Origin of the sequence: Pseudomonas pseudonitroreducens (assembly GCF_021603645.1) — a bacterium.
GTDB classification, from domain to species: domain Bacteria; phylum Pseudomonadota; class Gammaproteobacteria; order Pseudomonadales; family Pseudomonadaceae; genus Pseudomonas; species Pseudomonas pseudonitroreducens.
Map to the genome: position 1 here is coordinate 536,310 of NZ_BQHJ01000003.1, position 23,069 is coordinate 559,378.

The 23,069-nt window shown below is 65.6% G+C and carries 25 protein-coding genes; 19 read left to right on the forward strand and 6 right to left on the reverse strand.

Annotated features, from left to right (window positions below):
* Positions 1-7: 7 nt before the first annotated feature.
* The gene (locus tag L6D89_RS10385) at positions 8-574 is read left to right on the forward strand and encodes a hypothetical protein (protein WP_236199609.1); all 567 of its coding nucleotides are present in this window, start codon (positions 8-10) and stop codon (positions 572-574) included.
* Here L6D89_RS10385 and L6D89_RS10390 read toward each other — a convergent pair whose 3' ends face one another.
* The 3 genes from L6D89_RS10390 to L6D89_RS10400 form a co-directional block, all read right to left on the reverse strand.
* Positions 575-1,201, reverse strand: coding sequence for a trimeric intracellular cation channel family protein (locus tag L6D89_RS10390; protein ID WP_236174736.1), 627 nt, complete (start codon positions 1,199-1,201; stop codon positions 575-577).
* Positions 1,202-1,324: 123 nt separating this feature from the next.
* Complete coding sequence (locus L6D89_RS10395; protein ID WP_236199610.1) at positions 1,325-1,798, reverse strand: YchJ family protein; 474 nt, start codon at positions 1,796-1,798, stop codon at positions 1,325-1,327.
* A 2-nt stretch (positions 1,799-1,800) separates the two neighbouring features.
* The gene (locus L6D89_RS10400) at positions 1,801-2,289 is read right to left on the reverse strand and encodes a DUF6231 family protein (protein WP_236199611.1); all 489 of its coding nucleotides are present in this window, start codon (positions 2,287-2,289) and stop codon (positions 1,801-1,803) included.
* Between the two features lie 140 nt (positions 2,290-2,429).
* On the opposite strand from L6D89_RS10400, the gene L6D89_RS10405 reads away from it, so the two are divergent.
* The 3 genes from L6D89_RS10405 to L6D89_RS10415 all read left to right on the forward strand — a co-directional run bounded on the left by L6D89_RS10405 (position 2,430) and on the right by L6D89_RS10415 (position 4,242).
* Positions 2,430-3,062, forward strand: coding sequence for an OmpA family protein (locus tag L6D89_RS10405; protein ID WP_024765226.1), 633 nt, complete (start codon positions 2,430-2,432; stop codon positions 3,060-3,062).
* A gap of 120 nt (positions 3,063-3,182) precedes the next feature.
* Positions 3,183-3,485 (forward strand): DUF1145 domain-containing protein, encoded by a 303-nt coding sequence (locus L6D89_RS10410; RefSeq protein ID WP_236174733.1) that lies wholly within the window; start codon positions 3,183-3,185, stop codon positions 3,483-3,485.
* A complete protein-coding gene (locus L6D89_RS10415) occupies positions 3,478-4,242 on the forward strand; it encodes a collagen-like protein (RefSeq protein ID WP_236174732.1) in 765 nt (254 codons plus the stop codon). Before L6D89_RS10410 ends, L6D89_RS10415 begins: the two co-directional genes overlap by 8 nt.
* A gap of 55 nt (positions 4,243-4,297) precedes the next feature.
* Here L6D89_RS10415 and L6D89_RS10420 read toward each other — a convergent pair whose 3' ends face one another.
* Positions 4,298-4,762 carry a CopD family protein gene (locus L6D89_RS10420; protein ID WP_024765224.1) on the reverse strand — a complete coding sequence of 155 codons (465 nt, stop codon included), beginning with the start codon at positions 4,760-4,762 and terminating at the stop codon, positions 4,298-4,300.
* Positions 4,763-4,884: 122 nt separating this feature from the next.
* On the opposite strand from L6D89_RS10420, the gene dinG reads away from it, so the two are divergent.
* The 6 genes from dinG (at position 4,885) to L6D89_RS10450 (ending at position 13,802) form a co-directional block, all read left to right on the forward strand.
* Positions 4,885-7,029, forward strand: a complete 2,145-nt coding sequence (gene dinG / locus L6D89_RS10425; protein ID WP_236174731.1) for an ATP-dependent DNA helicase DinG — start codon at positions 4,885-4,887, stop codon at positions 7,027-7,029.
* Positions 7,030-7,108: 79 nt separating this feature from the next.
* Positions 7,109-9,388 carry a beta-galactosidase gene (locus L6D89_RS10430; RefSeq protein WP_236199612.1) on the forward strand — a complete coding sequence of 760 codons (2,280 nt, stop codon included), beginning with the start codon at positions 7,109-7,111 and terminating at the stop codon, positions 9,386-9,388.
* A gap of 117 nt (positions 9,389-9,505) precedes the next feature.
* Positions 9,506-10,651 carry a serine hydrolase domain-containing protein gene (locus L6D89_RS10435; protein WP_236199613.1) on the forward strand — a complete coding sequence of 382 codons (1,146 nt, stop codon included), beginning with the start codon at positions 9,506-9,508 and terminating at the stop codon, positions 10,649-10,651.
* 260 nt (positions 10,652-10,911) lie between these two features.
* Complete coding sequence (locus tag L6D89_RS10440) at positions 10,912-11,703, forward strand: OmpA family protein (protein ID WP_236199651.1); 792 nt, start codon at positions 10,912-10,914, stop codon at positions 11,701-11,703.
* A 108-nt stretch (positions 11,704-11,811) separates the two neighbouring features.
* On the forward strand, positions 11,812-12,459 hold the full coding sequence (pdxH, locus tag L6D89_RS10445; protein ID WP_236199614.1) for a pyridoxamine 5'-phosphate oxidase: 648 nt from the start codon (positions 11,812-11,814) through the stop codon (positions 12,457-12,459).
* A gap of 203 nt (positions 12,460-12,662) precedes the next feature.
* Positions 12,663-13,802 (forward strand): glycerate kinase, encoded by a 1,140-nt coding sequence (locus L6D89_RS10450; protein ID WP_236199615.1) that lies wholly within the window; start codon positions 12,663-12,665, stop codon positions 13,800-13,802.
* Here L6D89_RS10450 and L6D89_RS10455 read toward each other — a convergent pair.
* Positions 13,787-14,023, reverse strand: coding sequence for a hypothetical protein (locus tag L6D89_RS10455; RefSeq protein WP_236174725.1), 237 nt, complete (start codon positions 14,021-14,023; stop codon positions 13,787-13,789). The genes L6D89_RS10450 and L6D89_RS10455 overlap by 16 nt on opposite strands.
* 205 nt (positions 14,024-14,228) lie before the next feature.
* Between L6D89_RS10455 and L6D89_RS10460 the strand changes: the two genes are divergently transcribed.
* The 7 genes from L6D89_RS10460 to L6D89_RS10490 all read left to right on the forward strand — a co-directional run bounded on the left by L6D89_RS10460 (position 14,229) and on the right by L6D89_RS10490 (position 20,648).
* Positions 14,229-14,693 (forward strand): outer membrane lipoprotein, encoded by a 465-nt coding sequence (locus L6D89_RS10460; RefSeq protein ID WP_045209875.1) that lies wholly within the window; start codon positions 14,229-14,231, stop codon positions 14,691-14,693.
* Positions 14,694-14,950: 257 nt separating this feature from the next.
* Positions 14,951-17,746 (forward strand): monovalent cation/H+ antiporter subunit A, encoded by a 2,796-nt coding sequence (locus tag L6D89_RS10465; protein WP_236199616.1) that lies wholly within the window; start codon positions 14,951-14,953, stop codon positions 17,744-17,746.
* The gene (locus tag L6D89_RS10470) at positions 17,746-18,078 is read left to right on the forward strand and encodes a Na+/H+ antiporter subunit C (RefSeq protein WP_236174723.1); all 333 of its coding nucleotides are present in this window, start codon (positions 17,746-17,748) and stop codon (positions 18,076-18,078) included. The genes L6D89_RS10465 and L6D89_RS10470 overlap by 1 nt, the downstream gene beginning before the upstream one ends.
* Positions 18,075-19,571, forward strand: a complete 1,497-nt coding sequence (locus tag L6D89_RS10475; protein ID WP_236199617.1) for a monovalent cation/H+ antiporter subunit D — start codon at positions 18,075-18,077, stop codon at positions 19,569-19,571. The genes L6D89_RS10470 and L6D89_RS10475 overlap by 4 nt, the downstream gene beginning before the upstream one ends.
* Positions 19,568-20,068: a Na+/H+ antiporter subunit E gene (locus tag L6D89_RS10480; RefSeq protein WP_236199618.1), complete on the forward strand. Its 501-nt coding sequence runs from the start codon at positions 19,568-19,570 to the stop codon at positions 20,066-20,068. The genes L6D89_RS10475 and L6D89_RS10480 overlap by 4 nt, the downstream gene beginning before the upstream one ends.
* A complete protein-coding gene (locus L6D89_RS10485; RefSeq protein WP_236174720.1) occupies positions 20,053-20,322 on the forward strand; it encodes a K+/H+ antiporter subunit F in 270 nt (89 codons plus the stop codon). Before L6D89_RS10480 ends, L6D89_RS10485 begins: the two co-directional genes overlap by 16 nt.
* Positions 20,319-20,648 carry a Na+/H+ antiporter subunit G gene (locus L6D89_RS10490; protein ID WP_236199619.1) on the forward strand — a complete coding sequence of 110 codons (330 nt, stop codon included), beginning with the start codon at positions 20,319-20,321 and terminating at the stop codon, positions 20,646-20,648. The genes L6D89_RS10485 and L6D89_RS10490 overlap by 4 nt, the downstream gene beginning before the upstream one ends.
* A 544-nt stretch (positions 20,649-21,192) precedes the next feature.
* Here the strand turns inward: L6D89_RS10490 and L6D89_RS10495 are convergent.
* On the reverse strand, positions 21,193-21,912 hold the full coding sequence (locus L6D89_RS10495; RefSeq protein WP_236199620.1) for a S24 family peptidase: 720 nt from the start codon (positions 21,910-21,912) through the stop codon (positions 21,193-21,195).
* A 35-nt stretch (positions 21,913-21,947) separates the two neighbouring features.
* Between L6D89_RS10495 and L6D89_RS10500 the strand changes: the two genes are divergently transcribed.
* Entirely contained in the window at positions 21,948-22,412 is a 465-nt protein-coding gene (locus L6D89_RS10500; RefSeq protein ID WP_236199621.1) for a helix-turn-helix domain-containing protein, read from the forward strand.
* 2 nt (positions 22,413-22,414) lie between these two features.
* The gene (locus tag L6D89_RS10505) at positions 22,415-22,858 is read left to right on the forward strand and encodes a hypothetical protein (RefSeq protein ID WP_236199622.1); all 444 of its coding nucleotides are present in this window, start codon (positions 22,415-22,417) and stop codon (positions 22,856-22,858) included.
* The last annotated feature ends 211 nt before the right edge of the window (positions 22,859-23,069 follow it).

Genomic DNA, 23,069 nt, shown 5'->3' on the forward strand with positions numbered 1-23,069 from the left:
AGTGATGATGAGCCGTTATGAGATAGCCTTCTCGGGGCAGGTGGTGCCGGGCGCGCAGCTGGATACCGTCAAGGCCAACCTGGCCAGGCTGTTCCAGGCCGACGCCCAGCGTATCGCGCTGCTGTTCTCCGGGCGGCGCATGGTGATCAAGAACAACCTCGATGCCGAGGCGGCGGAGAAATACCGCAGTGTCATCGAGCGTGCCGGTGCGATTGTCGAAGTGGTCGACATGGACGCACAGATCGAGGAGATCGAACTGGCGCCGCCGCCCCCCGCGGAACCAGTGCCCGCTCCGCCTCATCCTGCTGCCGCGGTTCCGCCGGGTGCGCCACAAGGTCGCCTGAAGGTCGCACCGCGTGACGAATACATGGCGGCTTTCGCTGATGTCGAGGCGCCGGACTTCGGCCTTGCCCCGGTGGGTGCCGACCTGCAGGACGAGAAACCCGAGGCCCAGGCGCCGCGCGTGGATCTCAGCCAGTTCAGCGTCGCCCCGGTGGGCAGCGACATGGGCCAGGCCAAGACCGAGCCGGCCGGGCCTGCGCCGGACACCAGCCACCTCAAGTTGCAGGACTGATCAATCGCCCTGGTGCGGATCGTCCTGGTAGACGAACTTGGGCATTTCCCAGCGGAAGCGGATCGCCAGCATGCGGAACAGGAAGCCGGCGAACAGGGTGATCAGCATGGCCTGCTCCTTGGGCAGGTCGATCTGCAGGCAGATCAGGTAGCACCAGGCGCTGGCGAAGGACACGCTGGCGTACAGCTCGCGGCGGAAGATCAGCGGCACGTCGTTGCAGAAGATGTCCCGCAGGATGCCGCCGAATACCCCGGTAATCACCCCGCTCACGGCGGCGATCAGCAGGCTGTGGCCCATCTCCAGGCTGACCTGGCAGCCGATCAGGGTGAAAGCCACCAGGCCCACGGCGTCCAGCGCGAGGAACATCGAGCGCAGGTGGCGCATCAGCGGTGCGATGAACACGGTGACCAGTGCGGCGCCAGCGGTGAGCGCCAGGTACTCCGGGTGGCGCACCCAGGTCAGCGGGTAGTGGCCCAGCAGCATGTCACGCACCGAACCGCCGCCCAGGGCGGTGACGCAGGCGACCAGCACCACGCCGAACAGGTCCATGCTGCGCCGGCCGGCGGACAGTGCGCCGGTCATGGCTTCGGCGGTGATGGCGATGATGTAGAGAACGGTCAGCAGCATGGCGAGGTCCGGCAGGGGTAGCCGGTGCGGCGAATCACTGCCGTCCCGGAAAAAAGCGCGGATTCTAGCCCAGACACCGAATGCCCCCAAGGGGGGCGAGTTGGCGCCTCACTCGATCCTGTCCTACTCAATCCAGGGACCGCAGCATTTCTTCAGCTTGCCGCCGGCGCCGCAGGGGCAGGGATCGTTGCGCCCCAGCTTCATCGGCACGGTAGGGTCGAGGAAGTACCAGCGGCCGTCGCGCTGGACGAATCCCGAGCACTCGTGGTGGCTGTGCTCGCCGCCGGCGTCATGCCAGCGTGCGATGAAGGCCACCCGCGCGTGCTCCGGCTGGCCGCCGAGCACTTCGTGGCTCTCCACCTCCAGGCCCAGCCAGGTGCTGCCCAGGCTCCAGGTGCGGATGGCGTCCAGGTCCAGGCCGGGTTGCTGGGCCGGCAGCGTGGTATCGCGCAGGTAATCCACCAGGCCCAGCGCATAGGCGCTGTAGCGCGAACGCATCAGCGCCTCGGCAGTTGGCGCGGCCAGGCCCGCGTGGAAGCGCCCGCAGCAGTCGGGCAGCGGGCGGCCGCTGCAGCAGGGACAGGTCGGTTCGGTCATGGTCACCACCAGTACTTGCCGAAGTTTTCCGGGTTGGCCCAGAACTTCGCGTTGAGCCAGTCCGGAACCTGTTTGTATTCGTGCAGATCGTAGGTGAACAGGGTGATCACCTGGGCGTCGCGCTGGAAGCGCTCGCTGGCCTGCATGGCCAGGGCGTAGAAGTCCGCGTCCTGCGCCTGGGCAGCGTCGAGGTCGACCAGTACGGCGACGCGGCTGCTGTTGAGATTGCGGATACCGCCCACCAGTTGCTGCGCTTCGCGGCGCGGCAGGTGTTCCAGGCAGTCGGCCAGCAACGCGAGGTCGTAGCGCTGGCCGGCCAGTTCCGCCGGCAGAGCGCCGGCGTCGGCATGAAACAGCTCGCAGTCCGGATGCGCCGCGAGGAAGGCATCCACTGCCGGGATCTGGCTGGCACCCACCAGCAGCAAGCGCTGCGGTTGATAGCGATCGAGCAGGGCGGCGAGGGCTTGTTGCGGCGTGCGTGTCGAAATCATGGGGCTCGTCGAAAGCGAAAAATAATGAACGAAGACTAGCGTGTGACACCCATATGGCCTAGTGCTGGCGCATTCTGTCAGTCACGTCTTTACTCGGTAATTGTCGGTCGAGACCCGATCATTAGAGGAGACATAACTTTATGAGCATCACAAGGACCGCTTTACCCCTGCTGCTGGTAAGCACGTTGCTCACCGGTTGCGCAGGGTTGCAGAAGTCCGATTGGCCGACTTGCGCCGTGGTTGGCGGTGTCGGTGGCGCAGGTCTGGGCTCCATTGAAAGCAGCGCATGGGCTGGCTGGGGCGCCCTGATCGGTGGTGTGCTGGGTGCGTCCTACTGCTGGGTACATGGTGCCGCAGAACAAGTGGCCGAGGTCCCGCCGCCTGCACCGGCTCCTGAGCCTGCTCCGGCTCCGCTGCCCAAGGAAGAGACCATCGTGGTGCGTGACCTGCACTTCGCCTTCGACTCGTCGAAGATCGATGCGCAGGACAAGGACAAGCTCGATACCATCGCTACCCGCCTGAAAGGTGAGGCCGCGAGCACCGAGCTGAACATCGGTGGTCATACCGACAGCATCGGTACCGACGCCTACAACCAGAAACTGTCCGAGCGCCGCGCCAACGCCGTGTCCAACTACCTGGTCGATGCCGGCGTACCTGCCAGCAGCATCAAATCTGTCGTCGGTTATGGCGAAAGCCAGCCGGTCGCGGATAACAAGACCAAGGAAGGCCGCGCCGAGAACCGTCGCGTGGAAATCAAGATCACCCGCCAGTAAGTCTGGGGTGATGCCTGCAGAGGGGGCCTTCGTGGCCCCCTTTGTCATTCCCGGTTGCCACTGGCATAGGCCGGGGCAGAGGCGTATGTTCCCCGGCAAAGAAAAAACCGGGGGCATTTCATGAAAGCGTTGTTGGGGCTGGGCAAGCTGATTGCCCTGTTGTTCTGGCTGGCGGTGCTGGCCAACCTGATCCAACCCTTCGCACATCCCTTCGCCCTGCTGCTCAATGCGGCTGGCGCGCTGATCCTGCTGATCCACATCCTTGAAGTCCTGGCGCTGCGCAAGCGACTGCAGGGGCGCCCGCATCCGGGCATGGACCGCCTGCAGATACTGCTGTTCGGCGTCTTTCATTTCGCGACCCTGCCGCTGCCGGCAGTGGAGCAACCGGCATCCGCAAAAGTAGAAGGAGATACCCATGCGTAAGTCGCTGCTGGGCCTGGCGCTGTTCGCTCCGCTGGCCTGTTCGGCTGCCGGCACCGTCTCGGTGGAAGCCAATACCGTGCTGCGCCTGCCGGTGAAGGGCGACAGCCTGAGCCTGGACCGCGTCAGTGTGGGGCCCGAGGGCGCGCTGCTGATCCCGTCGCGGGTCAAGGAGCTGAAGATCGGCGAGCTGGACCTGGCGAAGAATGCCCGCCTCGGTGTGTTTCCCGGCAGCGACGCGCTGCAGATCGAGGTGCTGCACGGCAACCTTGCCGACGGCAGCGTGATCGCCGCGCAGGGCAGTTCCGGCAGCTTCGAGAAGCCCGCCAGCGGCGGTCGCAACCTGGTGTTGCGGCTGCAGGACGTGGCGGTGGAAAACCTGCTGATCGACGTCCGCGGCGGTGTTGGTGCGCCGGGCTATGACGGCCTGGATGGCGGCAGTGCGCAGACTTCCGGTTGCCTGTGGGGCAGCGGCAGGTCCGCTGGCGACGGCCAGAACGGTGCCGATGGCCAGACCGGGGCGTCCGGCGGCGTGGTGCGCCTGGAAGTCCCTGAGCAGTTCGCTGTCGAGAAGGTCAGGGTGCGCCTGGAAGGCGGCGCTGGCGGAGCGGGCGGCAAGCCCGGCAAGGCCGGACCGCGCAGCGCCGAGAAAGGCTGCTGGTTCTATTCGGTGGCGGGCGAGAAGCCCGGCGCGGAAGGCCAGGGCGGTGCGGAAGGGGCGAAGGGCAGCGAAGGCCGCCTGGACGTGAAGCGCTTCTGAAACCCAGGCTCGTTGCAACTAAGGGCCCGCCTGGCAAGTCAGGCGGGCCTTTTGTTTACCAGTGCGGGCGTGCTGCGACGAAGGCCACCAGCGCCATGCCGATCAGCAGGTTCAGACCCACGGTCTTGCGGATCTTGCCCAGCGCGGCGCCACCGGCCGGCCAGTCCTCGGCGCCCACCGCGCGGCGCAGTTCCGGCAGCTGCAGCGCCTGGATGCGCAGGAACAGTGCGAGCATCGCCACGTACAACCCCATCATCACCTGCACGTAGCGCGGTGCGCCGGCCATGCCGTTGAAGCTCAGGTGCAGCATGCCCACGCCGGTCACCGGCAGCAGGATCACCGCCGCCCACACCCAGCGGAAGAAGCGCGGGAATACCTCCAGCCACAGCTTCAGCCGGGCCGGCGCCTCCAGCGCAGCGACCGCGGCCGGGCGCAGCACCATCCAGGCGAAGAACATGCCGCCGACCCAGACCAGGGCGGCCAGGAGGTGCAGGGCATAGACGAAGGCAAAGGGTGTCATTCGGACGATCTCCGCTGGCGGTTGTGGTCGAGCGCGCTATCATAGCCGCCGATTCGAACCACTGAAAATTTATCCAGCATCCGGATGTGTCCACCAGGGCAACGCCGGAGCCCGGGAAGTCCATGCTCAGCACCGAACTCAAGGCCACGATCCAGGGCGCCTACTCGCGCTTTCTCGAGGCCAAGGAACTCAAGCCGCGCTACGGCCAGCGCCTGATGATCGCCGAAGTCGCCAAGGTCCTGGGGACCATCGCCAGCGACGAGGAAGGCCATCGCCTGGGCGACGCCGCCGTGGTCGCCGTGGAGGCCGGCACCGGCACCGGCAAGACCGTCGCCTACAGCCTGGCCGCCATCGCCTGCGCCAAGGCTGCCGGCAAGCGTCTGGTGGTCGCTACCGCCACCGTCGCCCTGCAGGAGCAGATCGTCCACAAGGACCTGCCCGACCTGCTGCGCAACTCCGGCCTGTCGTTCAGTTTCGCCCTGGCCAAGGGGCGCGGGCGCTACCTGTGCCTGTCCAAGCTCGACCACCTGTTGCAGGAAGGCCAGGCGCAGAGCGCCACCGCCCAGTTGTTCGAGGAGGAAGGTTTCCGCATCGACGTCGACGAAACCTCCACCAAGCTGTTCAACCAGATGATCGAGCGCCTGGCCGGCAATCGCTGGGACGGCGACCGCGACTCCTGGCCCGAGGCCATCGAGGATGCGCACTGGTCGCAGGTCACCACCGACCACAGCCAGTGCACCAACCGCCATTGCCCGAACTTCCAGCAGTGCGCCTTCTACAAGGCACGCGAAGGCATGACCAAGGTCGATGTGATCGTCACCAACCATGACCTGGTGCTGGCTGACCTGGCGCTGGGCGGCGGTGCGATCCTGCCCGACCCGCGTGAAACCATTTACGTGTTCGACGAAGGCCATCACCTGCCGGACAAGGCCATCGGCCACTTCGCCCACTTCACCCGCCTGCGTGCCACGGCCGACTGGCTGGCCCAGGTCGACAAGAACCTCACCAAGCTGCTGGCGCAGAACCCGCTGCCGGGTGACCTCGGCCGCCTGATCGAGCAGGTGCCGGAACTGGCCCGCGAGTTGCGCACGCACCAGCAGTTCATGTTCACCGCCTGCGAGGAGATCGGTGACTTCCGCGCCGGCGAGGACATGGAAGGCCGCGAGCGGCCACGCCATCGCTTCGAAGGCGGAGTGATCCCCGAGCACATCCGCGAGATGGGCATCGAGCTGAAGAAGGGCTTCGCCAAGCTCACCGACCTGTTCACCCGCCTGACCGAACTGCTCAAGGAAGCCATGGACGGGGAGGGCAGCGTCGGCATCGCCAGCCACCAGGCCGAAGAGTGGTACCCGCTGTTCGGCAGCCTGCTGTCCCGCGCCCAGGGCAACTGGGAACTGTGGACCGCCTTCACCAGTGAAGACCCGGAAGACAGCCCGCCCATGGCGCGCTGGCTGACCCTCGCCGAGAGCGGCACCTTCTACGACATCGAGGCCAACGCCAGCCCGATTCTTGCCGCCGAGACCCTGCGCCGTAACCTGTGGAACGTCGCTTATGGCGTGCTGGTGACCTCCGCCACCCTCACCGCCCTGGGCACCTTTGATCGCTACCGCATGCGCGCCGGCCTGCCGCGCGCGGCGGTCACCGCCGTGGTGCCGAGCCCGTTCCACCACGCCGATGCCGGCGTGCTGCGCGTACCGGACCTGAAGGCCGACCCGCGCGATGCTGCCGCGCATACCGCCGCGATCATTCGCGAGTTGCCGGAGATAGTCGAAGGTTCGCGTGGTTCGCTGATCCTGTTCTCCTCGCGCAAGCAGATGCAGGAAGTCTTCGACGGCCTGGACCGCGACTGGCGCAAGCGCGTGCTGATCCAGGGCAACCTGTCCAAGCAGGAAACCCTGAACAAGCACCGCTCCCGCGTGGACGATGGCGAGCCGAGCGTGCTGTTCGGCCTGGCCAGCTTCTCCGAAGGTGTGGACCTGCCCGGCGCCTATTGCGAGCACGTGGTGATCGCCAAGATTCCCTTCGCCGTGCCGGATGACCCGGTGGAAGCGGCGCTGTCGGAGTGGATCGAGGCGCGCGGCGGCAATCCCTTCATGGAGATCGCCGTGCCCGATGCCTCGCTGCGCCTGGTGCAGGCCTGTGGCCGACTGCTGCGGACCGAGCAGGACCGCGGCACCATTACGCTGCTGGACCGTCGCGTGGTGACGCAGCGCTACGGCAAGGCCATTCTTAACGCATTGCCGCCGTTCCGCCGCGAAATTGCTTGAGTGTGCGGGAGCGAGTTCCCGCGCTGGCTGTCAAACGATCGCCCGCCGTCCGGCGGGCGTGTTGCAAGGATTCGAATCCATGACATCGATGCGTTGGCATCTGCCTCTGCTGCTCAGCCTGGCCATCGCCAGTGCCCCGGCCTGGTCGGCCGGCGGCAATGAAACCCTGTTCAACTTCGTCAAGCCGATGGGGGTGGTCAGCGTCACCACGCAGAACGCCGACCTGCCGAGTTCCACTGCAGAGGCCACGCCCGAAGGCGAAATCCTGCGCCGGGTGAACTTCAACCCCGCGCCGCAACCGACCCTGCGCCTGGCGCCATCCAGCGGCAGTTGGGATTTCTCCCAGGCCGACAGCATCAGCCTGCGGATCCAGAACGCCATGGACTGGGCCATCACCCTGGAAGTGGAGATCGAAGGCGTAGCCGGCGCCCCCGGCCTGCGTGCGAGCATCGCCTTGCCGCCGGGGCCGGCACAGACCCTGGTGATCCCGCTGCACGCCATCGCCCCGGAAGACTTCGGCATGCGTGCCGGCGTGCCTATGCCCGCGACACAGGACGGCCAGCGCCTGCTGCTGGCGAGCAAGGTCAGCGGCGAGCTGAACCGCAGCCAGGTTGGCGCGGTGAAGCTGTTCCTCACCTCGCCCAAGGCGGCGCAGGACATCCTCGTTGGTCGTTTCGGCACCCGTGCCGGCAACGACGAATACCACAAGGCCTACGCCGGCATCGTCGACGGCTTCGGCCAGTCCACCCGCAGCGACTGGCCGGAGAAGGTGAAGAGCCCGGAGCAACTGGCCAACGCCTGGAAGGCTGAAGGCGAGCAACTGAAGAAGTGGCAGCCGGCGCCAGGGCGCGACGCCTTTGGCGGCCTGCTCGATGGCCCGGCCTTCGAAGGTACCGGCTTCTTCCGCACCGAGAAGCGCAATGGCCGCTGGTGGCTGGTGACGCCGGAAGGGCATTCGTTCTGGTCCATGGGTGTCAACGCGGTGAACGCCGACAGCAGCCAGACCTACGTCGAAGGCCGCGAATACATGTTCGCCAGCCTGCCCAAGGAGGACGAGCCACTGGCCGCCTTCTACGGCCAGCGCGACGACCGCAGTGGCGTCGGCGCCCAGCAGGGGCGTGCCTTTGGCAACGGTCGCTGGTTCGACTTCTATGCTGCCAACCGCTTCCGTGCCGATGGTGGCCTGACTGCCGATGCCGCAGCCGCCGCGTGGCGCGAGCGCACCGTACAGCGCCTCGGTTCCTGGGGCTTCAATACCCTGGGCGACTGGAGCGATCCGGCCTTCGCCGACGATCCGCGCATGCCCTACAGCGTGCCGCTGTCCATCAGCGGCGACTATGCCACGGTGAGCACCGGCTACGACTGGTGGGGCGCCATGCCCGATCCGTTCGACCCGCGCTTCGCCATGGCCGCCGAACGGGCCATCGCCATCGCCGCACGCGATCATCGCGAGGACGCCTGGCTGCTGGGTTACTACGCCGATAATGAGCTGGCCTGGGCCGGCCGTGGCGACGACGACCAGGCGCACTTCGCCCTGGCCTTCGGCACGCTCAAGCTGTCCACCGACAGCCCGGCCAAGCGCGCCTTCATCAAGCAGCTCAAGGACAAGTACGAGGATCACGAGCAACTCGCCGAGGCCTGGGGCGTGCAGCTGGGTTCCTGGGAAGACCTCGATGCGCCGGGCTACCAGGCGCCGGTCCCGAGCGAAGCGCACCCGGCGATCGCCCAGGACTACAGCGCCTTCCTGCGCCTGTACGCCGACCAGTACTTCAAGACCCTGAAGGACTCGCTGCAGTGGCACGCGCCGAATCACCTGCTGCTCGGCCCGCGCTTCGCCGTCAGCACGCCGGAAGCGCTGGCCTCCTGCGCGCAGTATTGCGACATCCTCAGCTTCAACCTTTACGTGCCGTTGCCGCGGCAGGGCTTCGATGCCAACTACGTGCGCAGCCTGGACAAGCCGGTGCTGATCACCGAGTTCCACTTCGGCTCCCGCGACCGCGGGCCGTTCTGGGGCGGCGTTGCCGAGGTGTACACCGAGCAGCAGCGTGGCGAGGCGTACCAGCGCTTCATCGCCGAGGCGGCGAAACAACCGAATATCGTCGGCGCGCACTGGTTCCAGTACCTCGACCAGCCGGTGACCGGCCGCCTGCTCGATGGTGAAAACGGCCATATCGGCCTGGTCGGCATCACCGACCTGCCGTTCACCGGCTTCGTCGACGCCGTGCGCAAGGCCAACCAGCAGACGCTGAAAGGTATCGACGAGCTGGCCCGTGCCGCCGCCAAGGTCGCGCCGGAGCCCAAGCCGAAACCGGCGCCGGCCGCCGATGACAGCGATGATGGGGAGCAGGCGTCGCAGTGACGGCGCGGCGATGATCGGACATTCGCGGGACCACACCCTGCCTTCGGCAGGGTTCCCAGGGGCAGAAGGCGCTGAAACAATGGCGCTTCCTGCCCCTGTGCATTTCCGGAGCCTGAGATGACCCTGAACGGCCACTGCGATCCGCGTTTCACCCCTGTTGCCGATGCTTTCAGTGCGCTGTTCGAAGACCCGCAGGAGCGCGGCGCGGCGCTGTGCATCCAGGTCGGCGGCGAAACCGTGGTCGATCTCTGGGCCGGCAGTGCCGGCAAGGAGCCGGGCCAGGGCTGGCAGGCCGACACACTGCTCAACCTGTTCTCCTGCACCAAGACTTTCGCCGCCGTCGCCGCACTGCAACTGGTGGGTGAGGGCCGTCTGGAACTGGACGCTCCGGTGGCGCGCTACTGGCCGGAGTTCGCCGCCGCAGGCAAGCAGGACATCAGCGTACGCCAGCTCCTCTGTCATCGCGCGGGCCTGCCGGCGATCCGCGAGCCGCTGGCGCCCGAGGCGCTGTACGACTGGGACAGCATGACCGCCGCGCTGGCCGACGAAACGCCGTGGTGGACACCCGGCGCCGAGCATGGCTATGCCCCCATTACCTACGGCTGGCTGATCGGCGAAGTGATCCGCCGTGTCGACGGTCGCGAGCCGGGGGCCGCCATCGTCGCGCGTACGGCCACGCCACTGGGACTGGACTTCCATATCGGCCTGGATGACAGCGAGTTCCACCGCGTGGCGCACATCGCCCGGGGCAAGGGCAACCTGGGCGACGCCGCGGCGCAACGTCTGTTGCGAACCATGATGACCGACGCCGCCGCACTCTCGACCCGCGCCTTCACCAACCCGCCTTCGGTGCTCACCAGCACCAACAAGCCGGAATGGCGCCGCATGTCTCAGCCCGCCGCCAATGGCCATGGCAACGCACGCTCGCTGGCCGGCTTCTACAGCGGCCTGTTGCAGGGCAAGCTGCTTGACGACGCGTTGCTGGCCGAACTCACTCGTGAGCATGCCGTCGGTGAGGATCGAACTTTATTGACCTGTACGCGCTTCGGCCTGGGCTGCATGCTTGATCAGCCGAGTGTGGCCAACGCCACCTACGGCCTTGGTCCGCAGGCTTTCGGGCATCCCGGCGCCGGCGGCTCCATTGGCTTCGCCGATCCCGAGCGCGAGCTGGCTTTCGGTTTCGTCGTCAACACGCTCGGCCCGTACGTGCTGATGGACCCGCGCGCACAGCGCCTGGCGCGTCTCGCCGGCGACTGCCTGTAGCGACGAACGGGAGGAACCTTCCTCCCGCCGTACCTTCTCAAGGTCGTCCGCTTTTGCCGTCGGCAAGTATTGCGCCGGCATTCCGCTGCAGGTGCCGATGAGCGCCGCTCGTCAGTTCGAGATTAAAATCTCGTTCCAACTGAGTAAGTTATGTACAACTCTTAAGCTGATTGCTGAAGTCAGGGTGCCGCTGCTCGCCAGTCGCGCCCGGCCTCCCTTCATCCCCCGACTTGTGGATCGCTCCCATGAACGTGCTGCCCATGAATGTGTTGAAAGTTTCCACGCTTGCCCTCTGCATGGGCCTCGCCGCCTGTAGCCAGTTCCAGTCCAGTGACTCGACCAAGGCGCCGGACAATGTCGCGGCAGCAGCCAAGCCCGCCGCCGGCACCGGCCATTGGTGGTGGCCATTCGCTGCCGGGGACGAAGCGACTGCCGCCGCTCCCGCGCCGCAGCAGAAAGCCGTGGAAGCGCCCAAGGTGGCCGAAGCGGGCAGCAAGCAGCCCGGCGGTCATTGGTGGTGGCCGTTTGGTGTCAGTGAGAGCAAGCCGGGTGCCGAGAAGGCCGCCAAGCCGCAATCCGTGCAAGTCAGCAAGGAGTGGCTGGACCAGCACGAGAAGTCCCTGCGCGCGGCAGTTGCCGGCAGCAAGTTCACCGTCGAGCGCCGCGAGAATGCCCTGGTGCTGATTGCGCCGGTGGAAGGCTCGTTCAACCCCAAGCGTCCTGAACTGCTGCTGCCGATTACCCTGGCGCCGCTGGGCAACGTGGCGAAGATGCTGCAGAACGATCCGGAGAGCGGTGTGCTGGTGCTTGGTCACAGCGACAGCTCGGGCGACAAGGCGCTCAACGACAAGGTCAGCCTGCAGCGTGCCCAGGCGGTGTCCTCGATCTTCCGCCTCAGCGGGCTGGGTGCCGACCGTCTGCGCCTGAAGGGCGTCGGTTCCAGCCTGCCGCGCGCCGACAACGCCAGCGCCGAAGGTCGCGCGCTGAACCGCCGTGTCGAAGTGCTGGTAACCCAGCGCACCAGCCTGCTGGCGCTCGCCCAGGCCAACTGATCCGCCGCAGGCAAAGCGTCATTCCGCCTGGAATGACGCTTGTCGTGGATCAAGCGCGAAGGCGCAACTCTGGATAAGCTTAGGGACTTCTTCTGCAGGAGATTTCCGATGGCCCAGACCCTGGCCGATATGCGCCGCGAATACACCCGTGACGGACTGACCGAAACCCAGGCGCCCGCCGAGCCGTTCAGCCTGTTCAACCAGTGGTTCGAGGACGCGGTGAAGACCGAGCAATTGCCGGTCGAACCCAACGCGATGATGCTCGCCACCGTGGACGCCGACGGCCAGCCGCACTGCCGCGTGCTCCTGCTCAAGGGCCTGGACGAGCGTGGCTTCACCTTCTTCAGCAACTATGAAAGCGCCAAGGGCCAGCAACTCGGGGAAAACCCGCGTGCGGCCATGACCTTCTTCTGGCCGGCCCTGGAGCGCCAGGTGCGTATCGAAGGACGAGTCGAGAAGGTTTCCAGCGAAGAGTCCGCCGCCTACTACCGTGTGCGCCCGCTGGGCAGCCGGCTGGGCGCCTGGGCGTCACCGCAGAGCCGGGTGATCGATGGCCGTGGCGAGCTGGAGCAACTGCTGGCGGAGACTGAACAGCGCTTCGCCGACAGCGCGCCAAGCTGCCCGGACTTCTGGGGCGGCTACCGCCTGCTGCCGAGCCGCATCGAGTTCTGGCAGGGCCGCCCGAGCCGCCTGCATGATCGCCTCAACTTCCGCAACGAAAATGGCGCCTGGGTGCGCGAACGTCTCGCGCCCTGATCTTCTGCTCTTCGTAGGAGCGAGCTTGCTCGCGATCTGCCTCACTATTGGGGTTGTTCGCGAGCAAGCTCGCTCCTACAGGTCAACTCAATTTTCAGGCCTGAATCGGACCGATCGCGGACGAAGTCCGCTCCTACGCACGCCGGAAAGTCCGTGCTGCGGTGTAGGATGCCCAGCATCCTCCCGCTCAACGGACCTGTCCCATGAAAGTCGTCATCGCTCCCGACTCCTTCAAGGAGAGTCTCTCCGCCCCTGAGGTCGCCGAGGCCATTTCCCGTGGCTGGCTGCGCGCCCGGCCCGATGACGAAACCCTGCTGCGGCCCATGGCCGACGGCGGTGAAGGCACGGTGGATGCGGTGCTGGCTGCGCGGCCGGGCGAGCGTCGCGAATTGCTGGTTTGTGGCCCGCTGGAGCAGCCGGTAACGGCGCACTGGGGCTGGCTGGAGGATGCCACGGCGGTGATCGAGATGGCCGCTGCCAGCGGTTTGCACTGGGTGCCGGAAGGCAAGCGTGACGCCACCCGCACCACCAGCCGAGGTACCGGTGAGGTGATCCGGGCGGCGCTGGATGCCGGTGCGAAGAAGATCATCATCGGCCTGGGTGGCAGTGCCACCAATGACGCTGGCCTGGGTCTGCTGCAAGCGCTGGGTGTGAGTTTCCTCGATGGCGAGGGCAGCGAACTCGGCGCCGGCGGAGCGCAACTCGCGCAGCTCGAGCGCATCGACCTGTCGGGGCTCGACCCGCGACTGGGCGCGGTCGAGTTTGAAGTCGCCGCCGACGTCAACAATCCCCTTTGCGGCCCGCATGGCGCTTCGGCCGTGTTCGGCCCGCAGAAGGGCGCCAACCCGGCGCAGGTGCAGCAGCTGGACGCCGCGCTCGAACGCTTCGCCGAAGTGGCGGCGCAGGCCCTCGGGCAGGATCACCGCCTGTTTCCCGGTGTCGGTGCCGCAGGTGGCCTGGGCTTCGCTTGCCGGGCCGTCCTCAAGGCTCGATTCCGCCCGGGGATCGAACTGATCGCCGAATTGTCGGAACTGGAACCGGCGCTGACCGGGGCGTCGCTGGTCATTACCGGGGAAGGGCGGCTGGACGGCCAGAGTCTCCACGGCAAGACACCGGTGGGCGTGGCCCACGTTGCCCGGCGCGTCGGCGTGCCGGTAATCGCCCTGGCGGGCAGTGTCGGCGAGGGGTTGGCCGAATTGCGTGAAGTGGGAATCGAGGCGGCCTTCAGCCTGGCGCCGGGCCCCATCACCCTGGCCGACGCCTGCGCCCGGGCGGCGCAGGAGCTGGAAAACCGCGCCGAGGCGCTGGCGCGCTTCTGGTCGCTGGCTCAGGCCGCGCGATAGTCGTCAGCGGCGCGCTGCAGCCAGTCGGGGAGGTCGCGGCGCTTCACCTTCTGGCGCTTGGCATCAGCCAGGCGTTCGAGCAGGTAGGTGCGTTTGCGCGGATCATCACCGGCCAGCGACAACGCCAGGTCGCGGTCCATCCAGCGACGGATGCGCCAGTAGATCCACCAATGGAAGTACAGGCCGGCGGCGGTGGTGACGACGATGATGAAATAGTCCATGGGAGTATCCGTGCGGGGCGCTTCTGCGGCGGGCGCCAGCCTAACCGATCCGTCGTCAGGAAAAACTGAGCCACGGCAGGCGTTTTCGGTGGATATGGCACAAACTGTACGAAAGCTGAATCGAGATCAGCTGTTTCACGACCTGGCGTGACAGGCGGGCTGTCGTCGGAGTCTAATAGTCGTAGCCCTACTCGGAGGTTCCCTAATGCGTAAAACTGCCCTGATCGCCGTGACTTTCGCGGCCCTGGCCATGACCCTCGGTGGTTGCCAGTCCAGCCTGACCGGCGATACCTATACCCGTGAAGAAGCACGCACCGTGCAGAACGTTCGCATGGGTACCATCCAGGCCCTGCGCCCGGTGAAGATCGAAGGCACCAAGACTCCCATCGGCTCGGTTGCCGGCGCCGCGGTTGGCGGTATCGGCGGCAGCGCCATCGGTGGCGGCAAGGGCAGCTATGTCACCGCCATCATTGGCGCCGTGGCCGGCGGCCTGCTCGGCGCAGCGACCGAAGAAGGCCTGACCCGCACCCAGGGTGTGGAAATCACCGTTCGCGAAGACGACGGCAGCACCCGCGCCTACGTCCAGCAGGTCGACGAAGGTGCCGTGTTCCGCGTTGGCGAGCGCGTGCGCATCCTCACCGTCAACGGTACCAGCCGCGTCGCTCACTGACCGGCATCGGCTGCCCACCTGTGGCAGCCAGCGAAAAACAGCGCGCGACAGTCGACCCGACTGTCGCGCGCTATCGTTTGGGGGATCGGAAAATCCGTCGCAGCTCAATGCAGCTGCGGCTCATGGCTGTATTTTCGTAATAATTCAATCCATGACGCGTAATCGATAGATATGGATAATCGTCGCCTTTGCAAGCCGGCCGCCTGTGTGCGGTGTTGTCTGCCAGAACGCCGTCCGGCGGTGAAAAGGAGTAGGTCATGACGTTGGCGCTGATTATCGCGCTGCCTTTCTTCGGGGTTTTGCTGCCGCTGCTGACCGAGCGTTTCGGCCGTACCGCCTGCGCTGCCGCCACCGGCCTGGTGCCATTGCTGGGCTTGATCCTGCTGCTGGGGCAACGCTCGGTGCTGGGTTCCGATGCGCAGGTGTATCGCCAGCAGTGGCTGCCGGAGCTGGGCCTGAACCTCAGCCTGCGCCTGGATGGCCTGGGCTTCCTGTTCGCCCTGCTGATCCTCGGCATCGGCCTGCTGGTGATCCTCTACGCCTGCTATTACCTGTCCGAGAAGGAGCCCGCCGGGCGCTTCTTCGCCTTCCTGCTGCTGTTCATGGGCGCCATGCTTGGCGTGGTGCTCAGCGAAAACCTGTTGCTGATGCTGGTGTTCTGGGAGCTGACCAGCCTGTCGTCGTTCCTGCTGATCGGCTTCTGGGGGCATCGCTCGGATGCGCGCAAGGGCGCGCGGATGTCCCTGGCGGTCACCGGTGGCGGCGGCCTGGCGCTGCTCGCCGGCATCCTGTTGATCGGCCACGTGGTCGGCAGCTTCGAGCTGAGCAGCGTGCTCGGCGCGCGCGAGGTGCTGCAGGCCAGCCCGTTGTTCCCGCTGGCGCTGTGCCTGGTGCTGCTGGGCGTGTTCACCAAGTCGGCGCAGTTCCCGTTCCACTTCTGGTTGCCCCACGCCATGGCGGCGCCGACGCCAGTGTCGGCCTACCTGCACTCGGCGACCATGGTGAAGGCCGGTGTGTTCCTGCTGGCGCGCCTGTATCCGCTGCTGTCGGGCAATGACCTGTGGTTCTACCTGGTCAGTCTGACCGGCCTGGCGACCCTGCTGATGGGCGCCTTCATGGCGCTGTTCCAGAATGACCTCAAGGGCCTGCTGGCGTATTCCACCATCAGCCACCTGGGCCTGATCACCCTGCTGTTCGGCCTGGATTCGCCCATGGCCAACGTCGCGGCGATCTTCCACATCATCAACCACGCGACCTTCAAGGCCTCGCTGTTCATGGCCGCCGGGATCATCGACCACGAGACTGGCAGCCGCGACATGCGCCGCATCAACGGCATGTGGAAGTACATGCCGCACACCGCCGTTCTGGCAATGGTGGCGTCGGCGTCCATGGCTGGTGTGCCGCTGCTCAATGGATTCCTCAGCAAGGAGATGTTCTTCGGCGAGACCCTGGCGCAGAACATGATGGGTAGCTTCAACTGGCTGATCCCGGCGCTGGCGACCGTCGGCGCACTGTTCTCGGTGAGCTACTCGGTGCGCTTCATCCACGACGTGTTCTTCAACGGCGAACCGATCAACCTGCCCAACCCGCACCCGCACGAGCCGCCGCGCTACATGAAGGTGCCGGTGGAAATCCTGGTGCTGATCTGCCTGCTGGTTGGCGTTATGCCGGGGATCATCGTCGGGCCGCTGCTGGCCGGCGCCGCGGCGTCGAGCCTGAACGGTGCGCTGCCCGAGTACAGCCTGGCGATCTGGCACGGCTTCAACGCGCCGCTGGCCATGAGTTTCGTGGCGAGTGCCGGTGGCGTGCTGCTCTACGTGCTGCGCAAGCCACTGTTCGACTGGTACGCCGGGTTGCCGGCGATGGATGCCAAACTGGTGTTCGAGCAGCAGGTGCAGCGCGTGGTGCGCTTTGCCGCGCGCGCCACCGACTTGCTGGAGAACGGCTCGCTGCAGCGCTATTCCATGCTGCTGGTGCTGGCTGCCGTGGTGGTGGTGTTCGCCGGTCTTGCACCGCTGCCGGGTATCGAGGGCGCGCGTGCGCAGACGCCTCTGGATGGCATCACCGCCCTGGGGCTGGCACTGCTGGCCGTCGCCGGCCCGCTCACCGTATGGTTCCACCGCCAGCGCCTGACCGCACTGGTCATCCTCAGCATCGCCGGGTTGCTGGTGGCGCTGGCCTTCGCCCGCTTCGCTGCGCCGGACCTGGCGCTGACCCAGCTGTCGGTGGAGGTGGTGACCATGGTCCTGCTGATGCTGGCGCTGTACTACCTGCCAGCGCGCACGCCGAAGACGTCCAGCAGCCTGCGCCGCTTGCGTGATTTCGTGATCGCCGTGGGTGCCGGAGTAATGGTCACGCTGCTGACCTATGCCGTGCTCACCCGGCCGTACGACAGCATCGCCGGTTACTACCTGGAGAACAGCGTCACCGGTGGCGGCGGTCACAACGTGGTGAACGTGATCCTGGTGGACTTCCGTGGCTTCGATACCCTCGGCGAGATCACCGTGCTGGCCATCGCCGCCGTCGGTATCTTCGCGCTGCTCGACGGCCTGCGCCTGCTGCGCCGCGAGCAGGACGACGAAGGCCGCGCCTGGGCGAAGGATCGCTTCCCGCCCATCCTCGCCGCGCTGTCGCGCCTGCTGCTGCCGCTGGCGCTGCTGGTCTCGGTGTTCATCTTCCTGCGCGGGCACAACCTGCCGGGTGGCGGCTTCATTGCCGGGTTGATCACCTCGGTGGCGCTGATCCTCCAGTACATCGCCTGTGGCAGCCGTTGGGTGAACACGCGCCTGCCGCTGGACTACAGCCGCCTGGCCGGCCTCGGTGTGCTGATCGCCGGGCTGACCGGCCTGGGCGCCTGGTTCTTCGGTTTCCCGTTCCTCACCTCGGCGTTCGGCCACTTCCACATTCCGCTGGTGGGCGAGATCGAGCTGGCTACCGCCATGCTCTTCGACCTGGGCGTGTACTTCACCGTGGTTGGCGCGACGCTGCTGATTCTTTCCGGGCTGGGTTCGGTCACCGCGCCGCCGGAGCCTCTGACCAAGGAGGCGCACTGATGGAAGCGCTGTTCGCCATCGCTCTCGGCCTGCTGACCGCCAGCGGCGTCTACCTGCTGCTGCGCGCGCGCACCTTCCCCGTCGTGCTGGGGCTGACCTTGCTGTCCTACGCAGTGAACCTGTTTCTCTTCGCCATGGGCCGCCTGGCCGGTGACCCGGCGGTGGTCGGCAAGGTTGCCAATGCCGGCGATCCGATCCCCCAGGCGCTGGTGCTGACCGCCATCGTCATCGGCTTCGCCATGACCGCCTTCGTTATCGTCCTGGCCCTGCGTGGGCTGGCGGAGACTGGCGGCGATCATGTCGATGGCGGTAATGGGGAGGAAGGCCGATGAACCACTGGCTGATCCTGCCCGTCCTGCTGCCGCTGTTCGCCGGCTGTGCGCTGCTGCTGGTTGGCGAACGCCTGCAACGAGCCCTGTCGTTGCTCGCCACCTTGGCCTTGTTGCCGCTTTCCGCCGTGCTGTTGCAACAGGCCGACAGTGGCGTGGTGCAGTTCTACGCGCTGGGCAACTGGCAGCCGCCGTTCGGCATCATCCTGGTGCTGGACCGCCTCAGTGCGCTGATGATTGCCGCTACCGCGCTGCTCGCCAGCCTGTCGCTGATCTACGCACTGCGCGGGGACGACAAGCGCGGCAAGCGCTTCCACCCGTTGTTCCAGTTCCAGCTGCTCGGGCTCAACGGCGCCTTTCTCACCGGCGACCTGTTCAACCTGTTCGTGTTCTTCGAGATCCTGCTGATCGCGTCCTATGCGCTGTTGCTGCATGGCGGCGGGGCAGGGCGGGTGCGCGCGGGTGTGCACTATGTGGTGCTCAACCTGGTTGGCTCGGCGTTCTTCCTCATCGCCGTAGGCACCCTCTATGGCATCACCGGCACCCTGAACATGGCGCACATGGCCGAGCGCGTGGCGCAGTTGAGCGCCGAGCAGGCGCCGCTGGTACGTGCGGCGGCGCTGTTGCTGCTGGTGGTGTTCGGCCTCAAAGCGGCGTTGCTGCCGCTTTACTTCTGGCTGCCCAGGGCCTACGCCGAAGCCAGCGCGCCGGTGGCGGCGCTGTTCTCGATCATGACCAAGGTGGGCATCTACTCGATCCTGCGCGTGTATACGCTGATCTTCGGCGAGCAGGCCGGCGAGTTGGCGAACCTCGCGCAGGCCTGGCTGTGGCCACTGGCGCTGGCCGGTATCGTGGCCGGTGCGCTGGGTACCCTGGCGGCGACCACGCTGCAGGGCCTGTTGTCGTATCTGGTCGTGGTATCGGCCGGTACGCTGCTGGCGGCCATTGCTTTGGGCACGCCGGAAGCATTGTCCGCCGCGCTGTACTACCTGCTGCACAGCATCTGGGTGGCCGGCGGCCTGTTCCTGCTGGCCGACCTGATCGCCCGCCAGCGTGGTGACAAGGCCGGCCGGCTGGTGCAAGGCCCGGCGTTGCTGCAGCCGCATCTGCTGGGCGCTGCGTTCTTCTTCGGCGCCATTGCGGTTGCCGGGTTGCCGCCACTGTCGGGCTTCCTCGGCAAGCTGATGCTGCTGCGCTCGGTCAGCGGCGGCAGCGAGGCTATCGCGCTGTGGAGCGTGGTGCTGGTGAGCGGGCTGGTAACCATCGTTGCCTTGAGCCGCGCCGGCAGCACGCTGTTCTGGCGCACCGGGCACACCGTGCTGGGCAGCGCCGAACGTGAACCGGTGAAGCTGCTGGCGGCCTTCGGCCTGCTGGCTAGTGCACCGCTGATGGTGGTTGCCGCGCGACCGCTGATCGACTACACCCAGGCCACTGCCGCGCAATTGCTGGATGCCGGGCTGTATCGCCACGCAATCCTGCTGGGAGGTGGCGCATGATTCGTCGTCTGCTTCCACACCCGCTGCTCAGCGGCGTACTGCTACTGACCTGGTTGCTGCTGGTCAACGATTTCTCCCTGGGCCACTGGCTGCTCGGCGCCTTCCTCGGCCTGGCGATCCCGCTGCTGTGCCGCAATCTGCTGCTGGCGGCGCCACGCATCCAGCGACCTGGGCTGCTGCTGCGCTTCATCGGCCTGGTGCTCTACGACATCGTGGTTGCCAACCTGCAGGTGGCGAAACTGGTGCTGGGGCCGAAGGCCAACCTGCGGCCCGGCTTCGTGGAAATCCCGCTGGAGCTGACCGATGACCTGGCCATCAGCATCCTCGCCAGCGTCATCACCCTGACCCCGGGTACCTGTTCGGCCGACTTGTCCGCCGACCGCCGCAGGCTGCTGGTCCATGGCATCGACGTGCCCAATCCGCAGGCGCTGGTCGCGGATATCAAGGCGCGTTACGAGGCGCCGCTGAAGGAGGTATTCGCATGCTCGGCATCGTGATCCCGATCTGCCTGGTGCTGCTGGGGATCGCCGTGCTGCTCACCGTGGCGCGGCTGGTTCGCGGGCCGTCGGTGGCAGACCGCATCCTGGCGCTGGACACCCTGTCGGTGGAAGCCATCGCATTGATCGTGCTGTTCGGCATCTGGAAGGGCAGCGGCCTGTACTTCGAGGCGGCGCTGCTGATCGCGGTGATGGGCTTCGTCAGCACCGTGGCGCTGTGCAAGTTCCTCCTGCGCGGAGACATCATCGAATGAACATGCTCATTGAAGCGCTGGTCTGCTTCCTGCTGCTGGCCGGCAGCCTGTTCGCCCTGCTCGGCGCCATCGGCCTGTACCGGCTGCCGGACTTCTACACGCGCCTGCACGCCCCGACCAAGGCCTCGACCCTGGGCGTGGGCGGCGTGGTGCTGGCCTCGCTGCTGTACTTCAGCACGCGCGGCGAGGGCGTGAGCCTGCACGAAGTGCTGATCACGGTGTTCCTCTTCATCACCGCACCGGTGAGCGCGCACCTGCTGGCCAAGGCTGCGATGCAGCAGCGCGTGCCGGTGCAGCGGGGGACCAAGGGCAAGCCCTGGGACTGATTTTGAGCTTTGATTGCGATGCTTCTGGTTGGGGTGGTTCAGCATCGCTTTGGCGTACGCGCGGACTCTGTGTTTCGCCCCCTCGGGCGAGTCCCTTTTGTCAAACGCCACAAAAGGAACCAAAAAGTCTTGCCCCGGACATCCGGTTTTTCGCTTAGGCGAAAAATACCCTCGTTGAAGCGAAGTTTCAGGGGCCCGCCGTGAAGGGCCATCCCTGGCCCTTCACGGCTCTCGCGGCATCCATGCCGCTCAACCCCTGAAACCCCGCTTCAACGAGGCCTCCTGAACGGGGCATTCGGCGTGTGCGGATATTTCTCTGGAAGACCTTAAGCGCCAAAGTGTGAGGGGGTTAAAGGTTTGGCACTGGGCTGGGGGAAGCCGGAAGAGACCGGATGAAACCGGAAGAAGGCGGGGAAGCCAAAGCGGGCAAGGGCTGCAGCGGACAGCCCTTTCAGAATCGGTGCCAAAGCTCCGCGAAGCGTCTGCGGGGACAACCGTCAAATTTCGCGGGGGGATTGGCACCGTACCTGGAATAACGCAAACGTCAGATCAACCAGCCGCCAGCCCAGACAACGCGGCCAACAATCTGTAAGCCCTCAGTCAGCCCCTTAGGCACGACCATCAGGTTATAGGCTTTGTTCTCGCTGATGATATGGACCGAGCCATCGAACTGCCTTTGCAGGCGCTTAGCATAGAGGTGGTCATCTAGCAGGATGACATAGACACCCTCTCCCTCAAGGCTATCCCGACTCAGATCAATCATGACGGTATCGTCATCCTCGATCAGCCCAACCATCGAATCGCCATCGTTTCTTAGACAAGCCAGGTTATCTGGTTTGAGCCCCTTCTTCCGCAGCGAGTAACGCGTAAACGCCAGGTTTGTAAGTACCTTGGCGCGCTCGTTCCATGCGCCGTGCCCAGCGCTACAGCGAGCGTCGTAAAGCGGAATGAACGCATATGTCTCATCGTCTAGCGGAGCCGCCCACGCCGCATCTGGCGAGGGCTTCCCCAGTAGCAACCAGTCCAGGCTTGCCCCTGCTGCCCCAGCGAGCGCTACCGCTGCCGAGATGCTGGGTGCATTAGCACCTTTGATGTACTTGTACAGCTGCGTCTCATGAATGCCTGACAGGTTTGCTAGTTCTCTCTTGCCCCCGACCCTGGCGGCTAACTCCTCAATCCTGGTTCCGATTGCCAGCGGACTAAACGGAACGCGGGGCTCTGCGGGTTCCGATTGTTCCGATTCGGCGTAATCGTCTGATTTCATTAGGGTTTATCTCTTTAGCTATGCGGATGAAGCGAATGAGCCAATCGGAACTAGCTTTTTCGCTTGATGGCGCCTATCTCTTTCGCTATGTTTATCCGCAACAGGTCGTTAGACGGCCTAAAGAAACCACCCGCCAAGATGGTTATGAGATGGACGCCAACAACATGCCACGCGACCCAGCCCAGCGCTGGGAGTGGATCAAGTACCAACTGCGAATTCGGGGTTCCTCGGCAGCCGAGCTGGCTCGGCAGTTGACTGTTACTGACCGCGCAATCCGGGCAGTGAAGACAACCCCCTATCCCCGCATTGAGCGCGCAATCGCCGCTGCTCTCGGTGTCGAGCCGCAGCAGCTTTGGCCAGAGCGTTGGAACAGCGACGGCACCCCCAAACGGCAGCGCCCTAATCGTGCGGAAAGCACGATGCAATATCAGTGTACCGAGCGTGCCCAGTCTAGCCGTTACGTTCCTGTTCCGCACCGTAAAACCGGAACGGAGGCTTGAACATGCGTCACGGAAAAGACGACCGCACCATAAACATCGACTTCGATGTGCCACAACCTCAACTGGTCAGTGCCTGTGACTTCCGCGTCCAGGTAAGCGAAATCATCAGCGAAATGCTGAGCGACGCGAAGAGCACCGGACTTGAGCGCTTCGACGTTGCAGCGCAGATGTCGCGCCTCGCTGGCGAGGACATCAGCAAGGCAATGCTGGACGCCTGGTCAAGCCCGGCCCGCATCGACCACAACCTGCCTTTCTACCGAGCCGCGCTCTTGGAGCAGGTTTGTGGCAGCCATCAACTGTCTGACCTGATCGTCACGGTCAGGGGTGGCCGCGTCAGTTGGGGACGTGATGCTCTGCTGGCCGAACTCGGTCGCGTGGAGAGCATCCGCGAAGAGGCCACACGCCAGGCACGTGCCCTGCGCCGCCAGATTGGAGGTGCAGCATGAGACCGTCGCACTTGAAGCCTGGTACTTGGCTGGTGATTCGCGAGGCCTTTGGCACAGGTGAGTATCACGCCCGCTTCGAGGGACGCACTCCTGCTCAAGGCAAAGGGCGTCCTGCGGTCAACCATCTGTTCAATCCTGAATGGGTCGGCTTGTCTAGCGCGGACGATAGCGGCATGGCGACCATCAGCGATTACGAACTTGCTCGGCGTGG

Coding starts and splice junctions, on each gene's coding strand:
- L6D89_RS10385 (WP_236199609.1), top strand. CDS start 8: ATGAGCCGTTATGAGATAGCCTTCTCGGGGCAGGTGGTGCCGGGCGCG.
- L6D89_RS10390 (WP_236174736.1), bottom strand. CDS start 1,201: ATGCTGCTGACCGTTCTCTACATCATCGCCATCACCGCCGAAGCCATG.
- L6D89_RS10395 (WP_236199610.1), bottom strand. CDS start 1,798: ATGACCGAACCGACCTGTCCCTGCTGCAGCGGCCGCCCGCTGCCCGAC.
- L6D89_RS10400 (WP_236199611.1), bottom strand. CDS start 2,289: ATGATTTCGACACGCACGCCGCAACAAGCCCTCGCCGCCCTGCTCGAT.
- L6D89_RS10405 (WP_024765226.1), top strand. CDS start 2,430: ATGAGCATCACAAGGACCGCTTTACCCCTGCTGCTGGTAAGCACGTTG.
- L6D89_RS10410 (WP_236174733.1), top strand. CDS start 3,183: ATGAAAGCGTTGTTGGGGCTGGGCAAGCTGATTGCCCTGTTGTTCTGG.
- L6D89_RS10415 (WP_236174732.1), top strand. CDS start 3,478: ATGCGTAAGTCGCTGCTGGGCCTGGCGCTGTTCGCTCCGCTGGCCTGT.
- L6D89_RS10420 (WP_024765224.1), bottom strand. CDS start 4,762: ATGACACCCTTTGCCTTCGTCTATGCCCTGCACCTCCTGGCCGCCCTG.
- dinG (WP_236174731.1), top strand. CDS start 4,885: ATGCTCAGCACCGAACTCAAGGCCACGATCCAGGGCGCCTACTCGCGC.
- L6D89_RS10430 (WP_236199612.1), top strand. CDS start 7,109: ATGACATCGATGCGTTGGCATCTGCCTCTGCTGCTCAGCCTGGCCATC.
- L6D89_RS10435 (WP_236199613.1), top strand. CDS start 9,506: ATGACCCTGAACGGCCACTGCGATCCGCGTTTCACCCCTGTTGCCGAT.
- L6D89_RS10440 (WP_236199651.1), top strand. CDS start 10,912: ATGAATGTGTTGAAAGTTTCCACGCTTGCCCTCTGCATGGGCCTCGCC.
- pdxH (WP_236199614.1), top strand. CDS start 11,812: ATGGCCCAGACCCTGGCCGATATGCGCCGCGAATACACCCGTGACGGA.
- L6D89_RS10450 (WP_236199615.1), top strand. CDS start 12,663: ATGAAAGTCGTCATCGCTCCCGACTCCTTCAAGGAGAGTCTCTCCGCC.
- L6D89_RS10455 (WP_236174725.1), bottom strand. CDS start 14,023: ATGGACTATTTCATCATCGTCGTCACCACCGCCGCCGGCCTGTACTTC.
- L6D89_RS10460 (WP_045209875.1), top strand. CDS start 14,229: ATGCGTAAAACTGCCCTGATCGCCGTGACTTTCGCGGCCCTGGCCATG.
- L6D89_RS10465 (WP_236199616.1), top strand. CDS start 14,951: ATGACGTTGGCGCTGATTATCGCGCTGCCTTTCTTCGGGGTTTTGCTG.
- L6D89_RS10470 (WP_236174723.1), top strand. CDS start 17,746: ATGGAAGCGCTGTTCGCCATCGCTCTCGGCCTGCTGACCGCCAGCGGC.
- L6D89_RS10475 (WP_236199617.1), top strand. CDS start 18,075: ATGAACCACTGGCTGATCCTGCCCGTCCTGCTGCCGCTGTTCGCCGGC.
- L6D89_RS10480 (WP_236199618.1), top strand. CDS start 19,568: ATGATTCGTCGTCTGCTTCCACACCCGCTGCTCAGCGGCGTACTGCTA.
- L6D89_RS10485 (WP_236174720.1), top strand. CDS start 20,053: ATGCTCGGCATCGTGATCCCGATCTGCCTGGTGCTGCTGGGGATCGCC.
- L6D89_RS10490 (WP_236199619.1), top strand. CDS start 20,319: ATGAACATGCTCATTGAAGCGCTGGTCTGCTTCCTGCTGCTGGCCGGC.
- L6D89_RS10495 (WP_236199620.1), bottom strand. CDS start 21,912: ATGAAATCAGACGATTACGCCGAATCGGAACAATCGGAACCCGCAGAG.
- L6D89_RS10500 (WP_236199621.1), top strand. CDS start 21,948: ATGAGCCAATCGGAACTAGCTTTTTCGCTTGATGGCGCCTATCTCTTT.
- L6D89_RS10505 (WP_236199622.1), top strand. CDS start 22,415: ATGCGTCACGGAAAAGACGACCGCACCATAAACATCGACTTCGATGTG.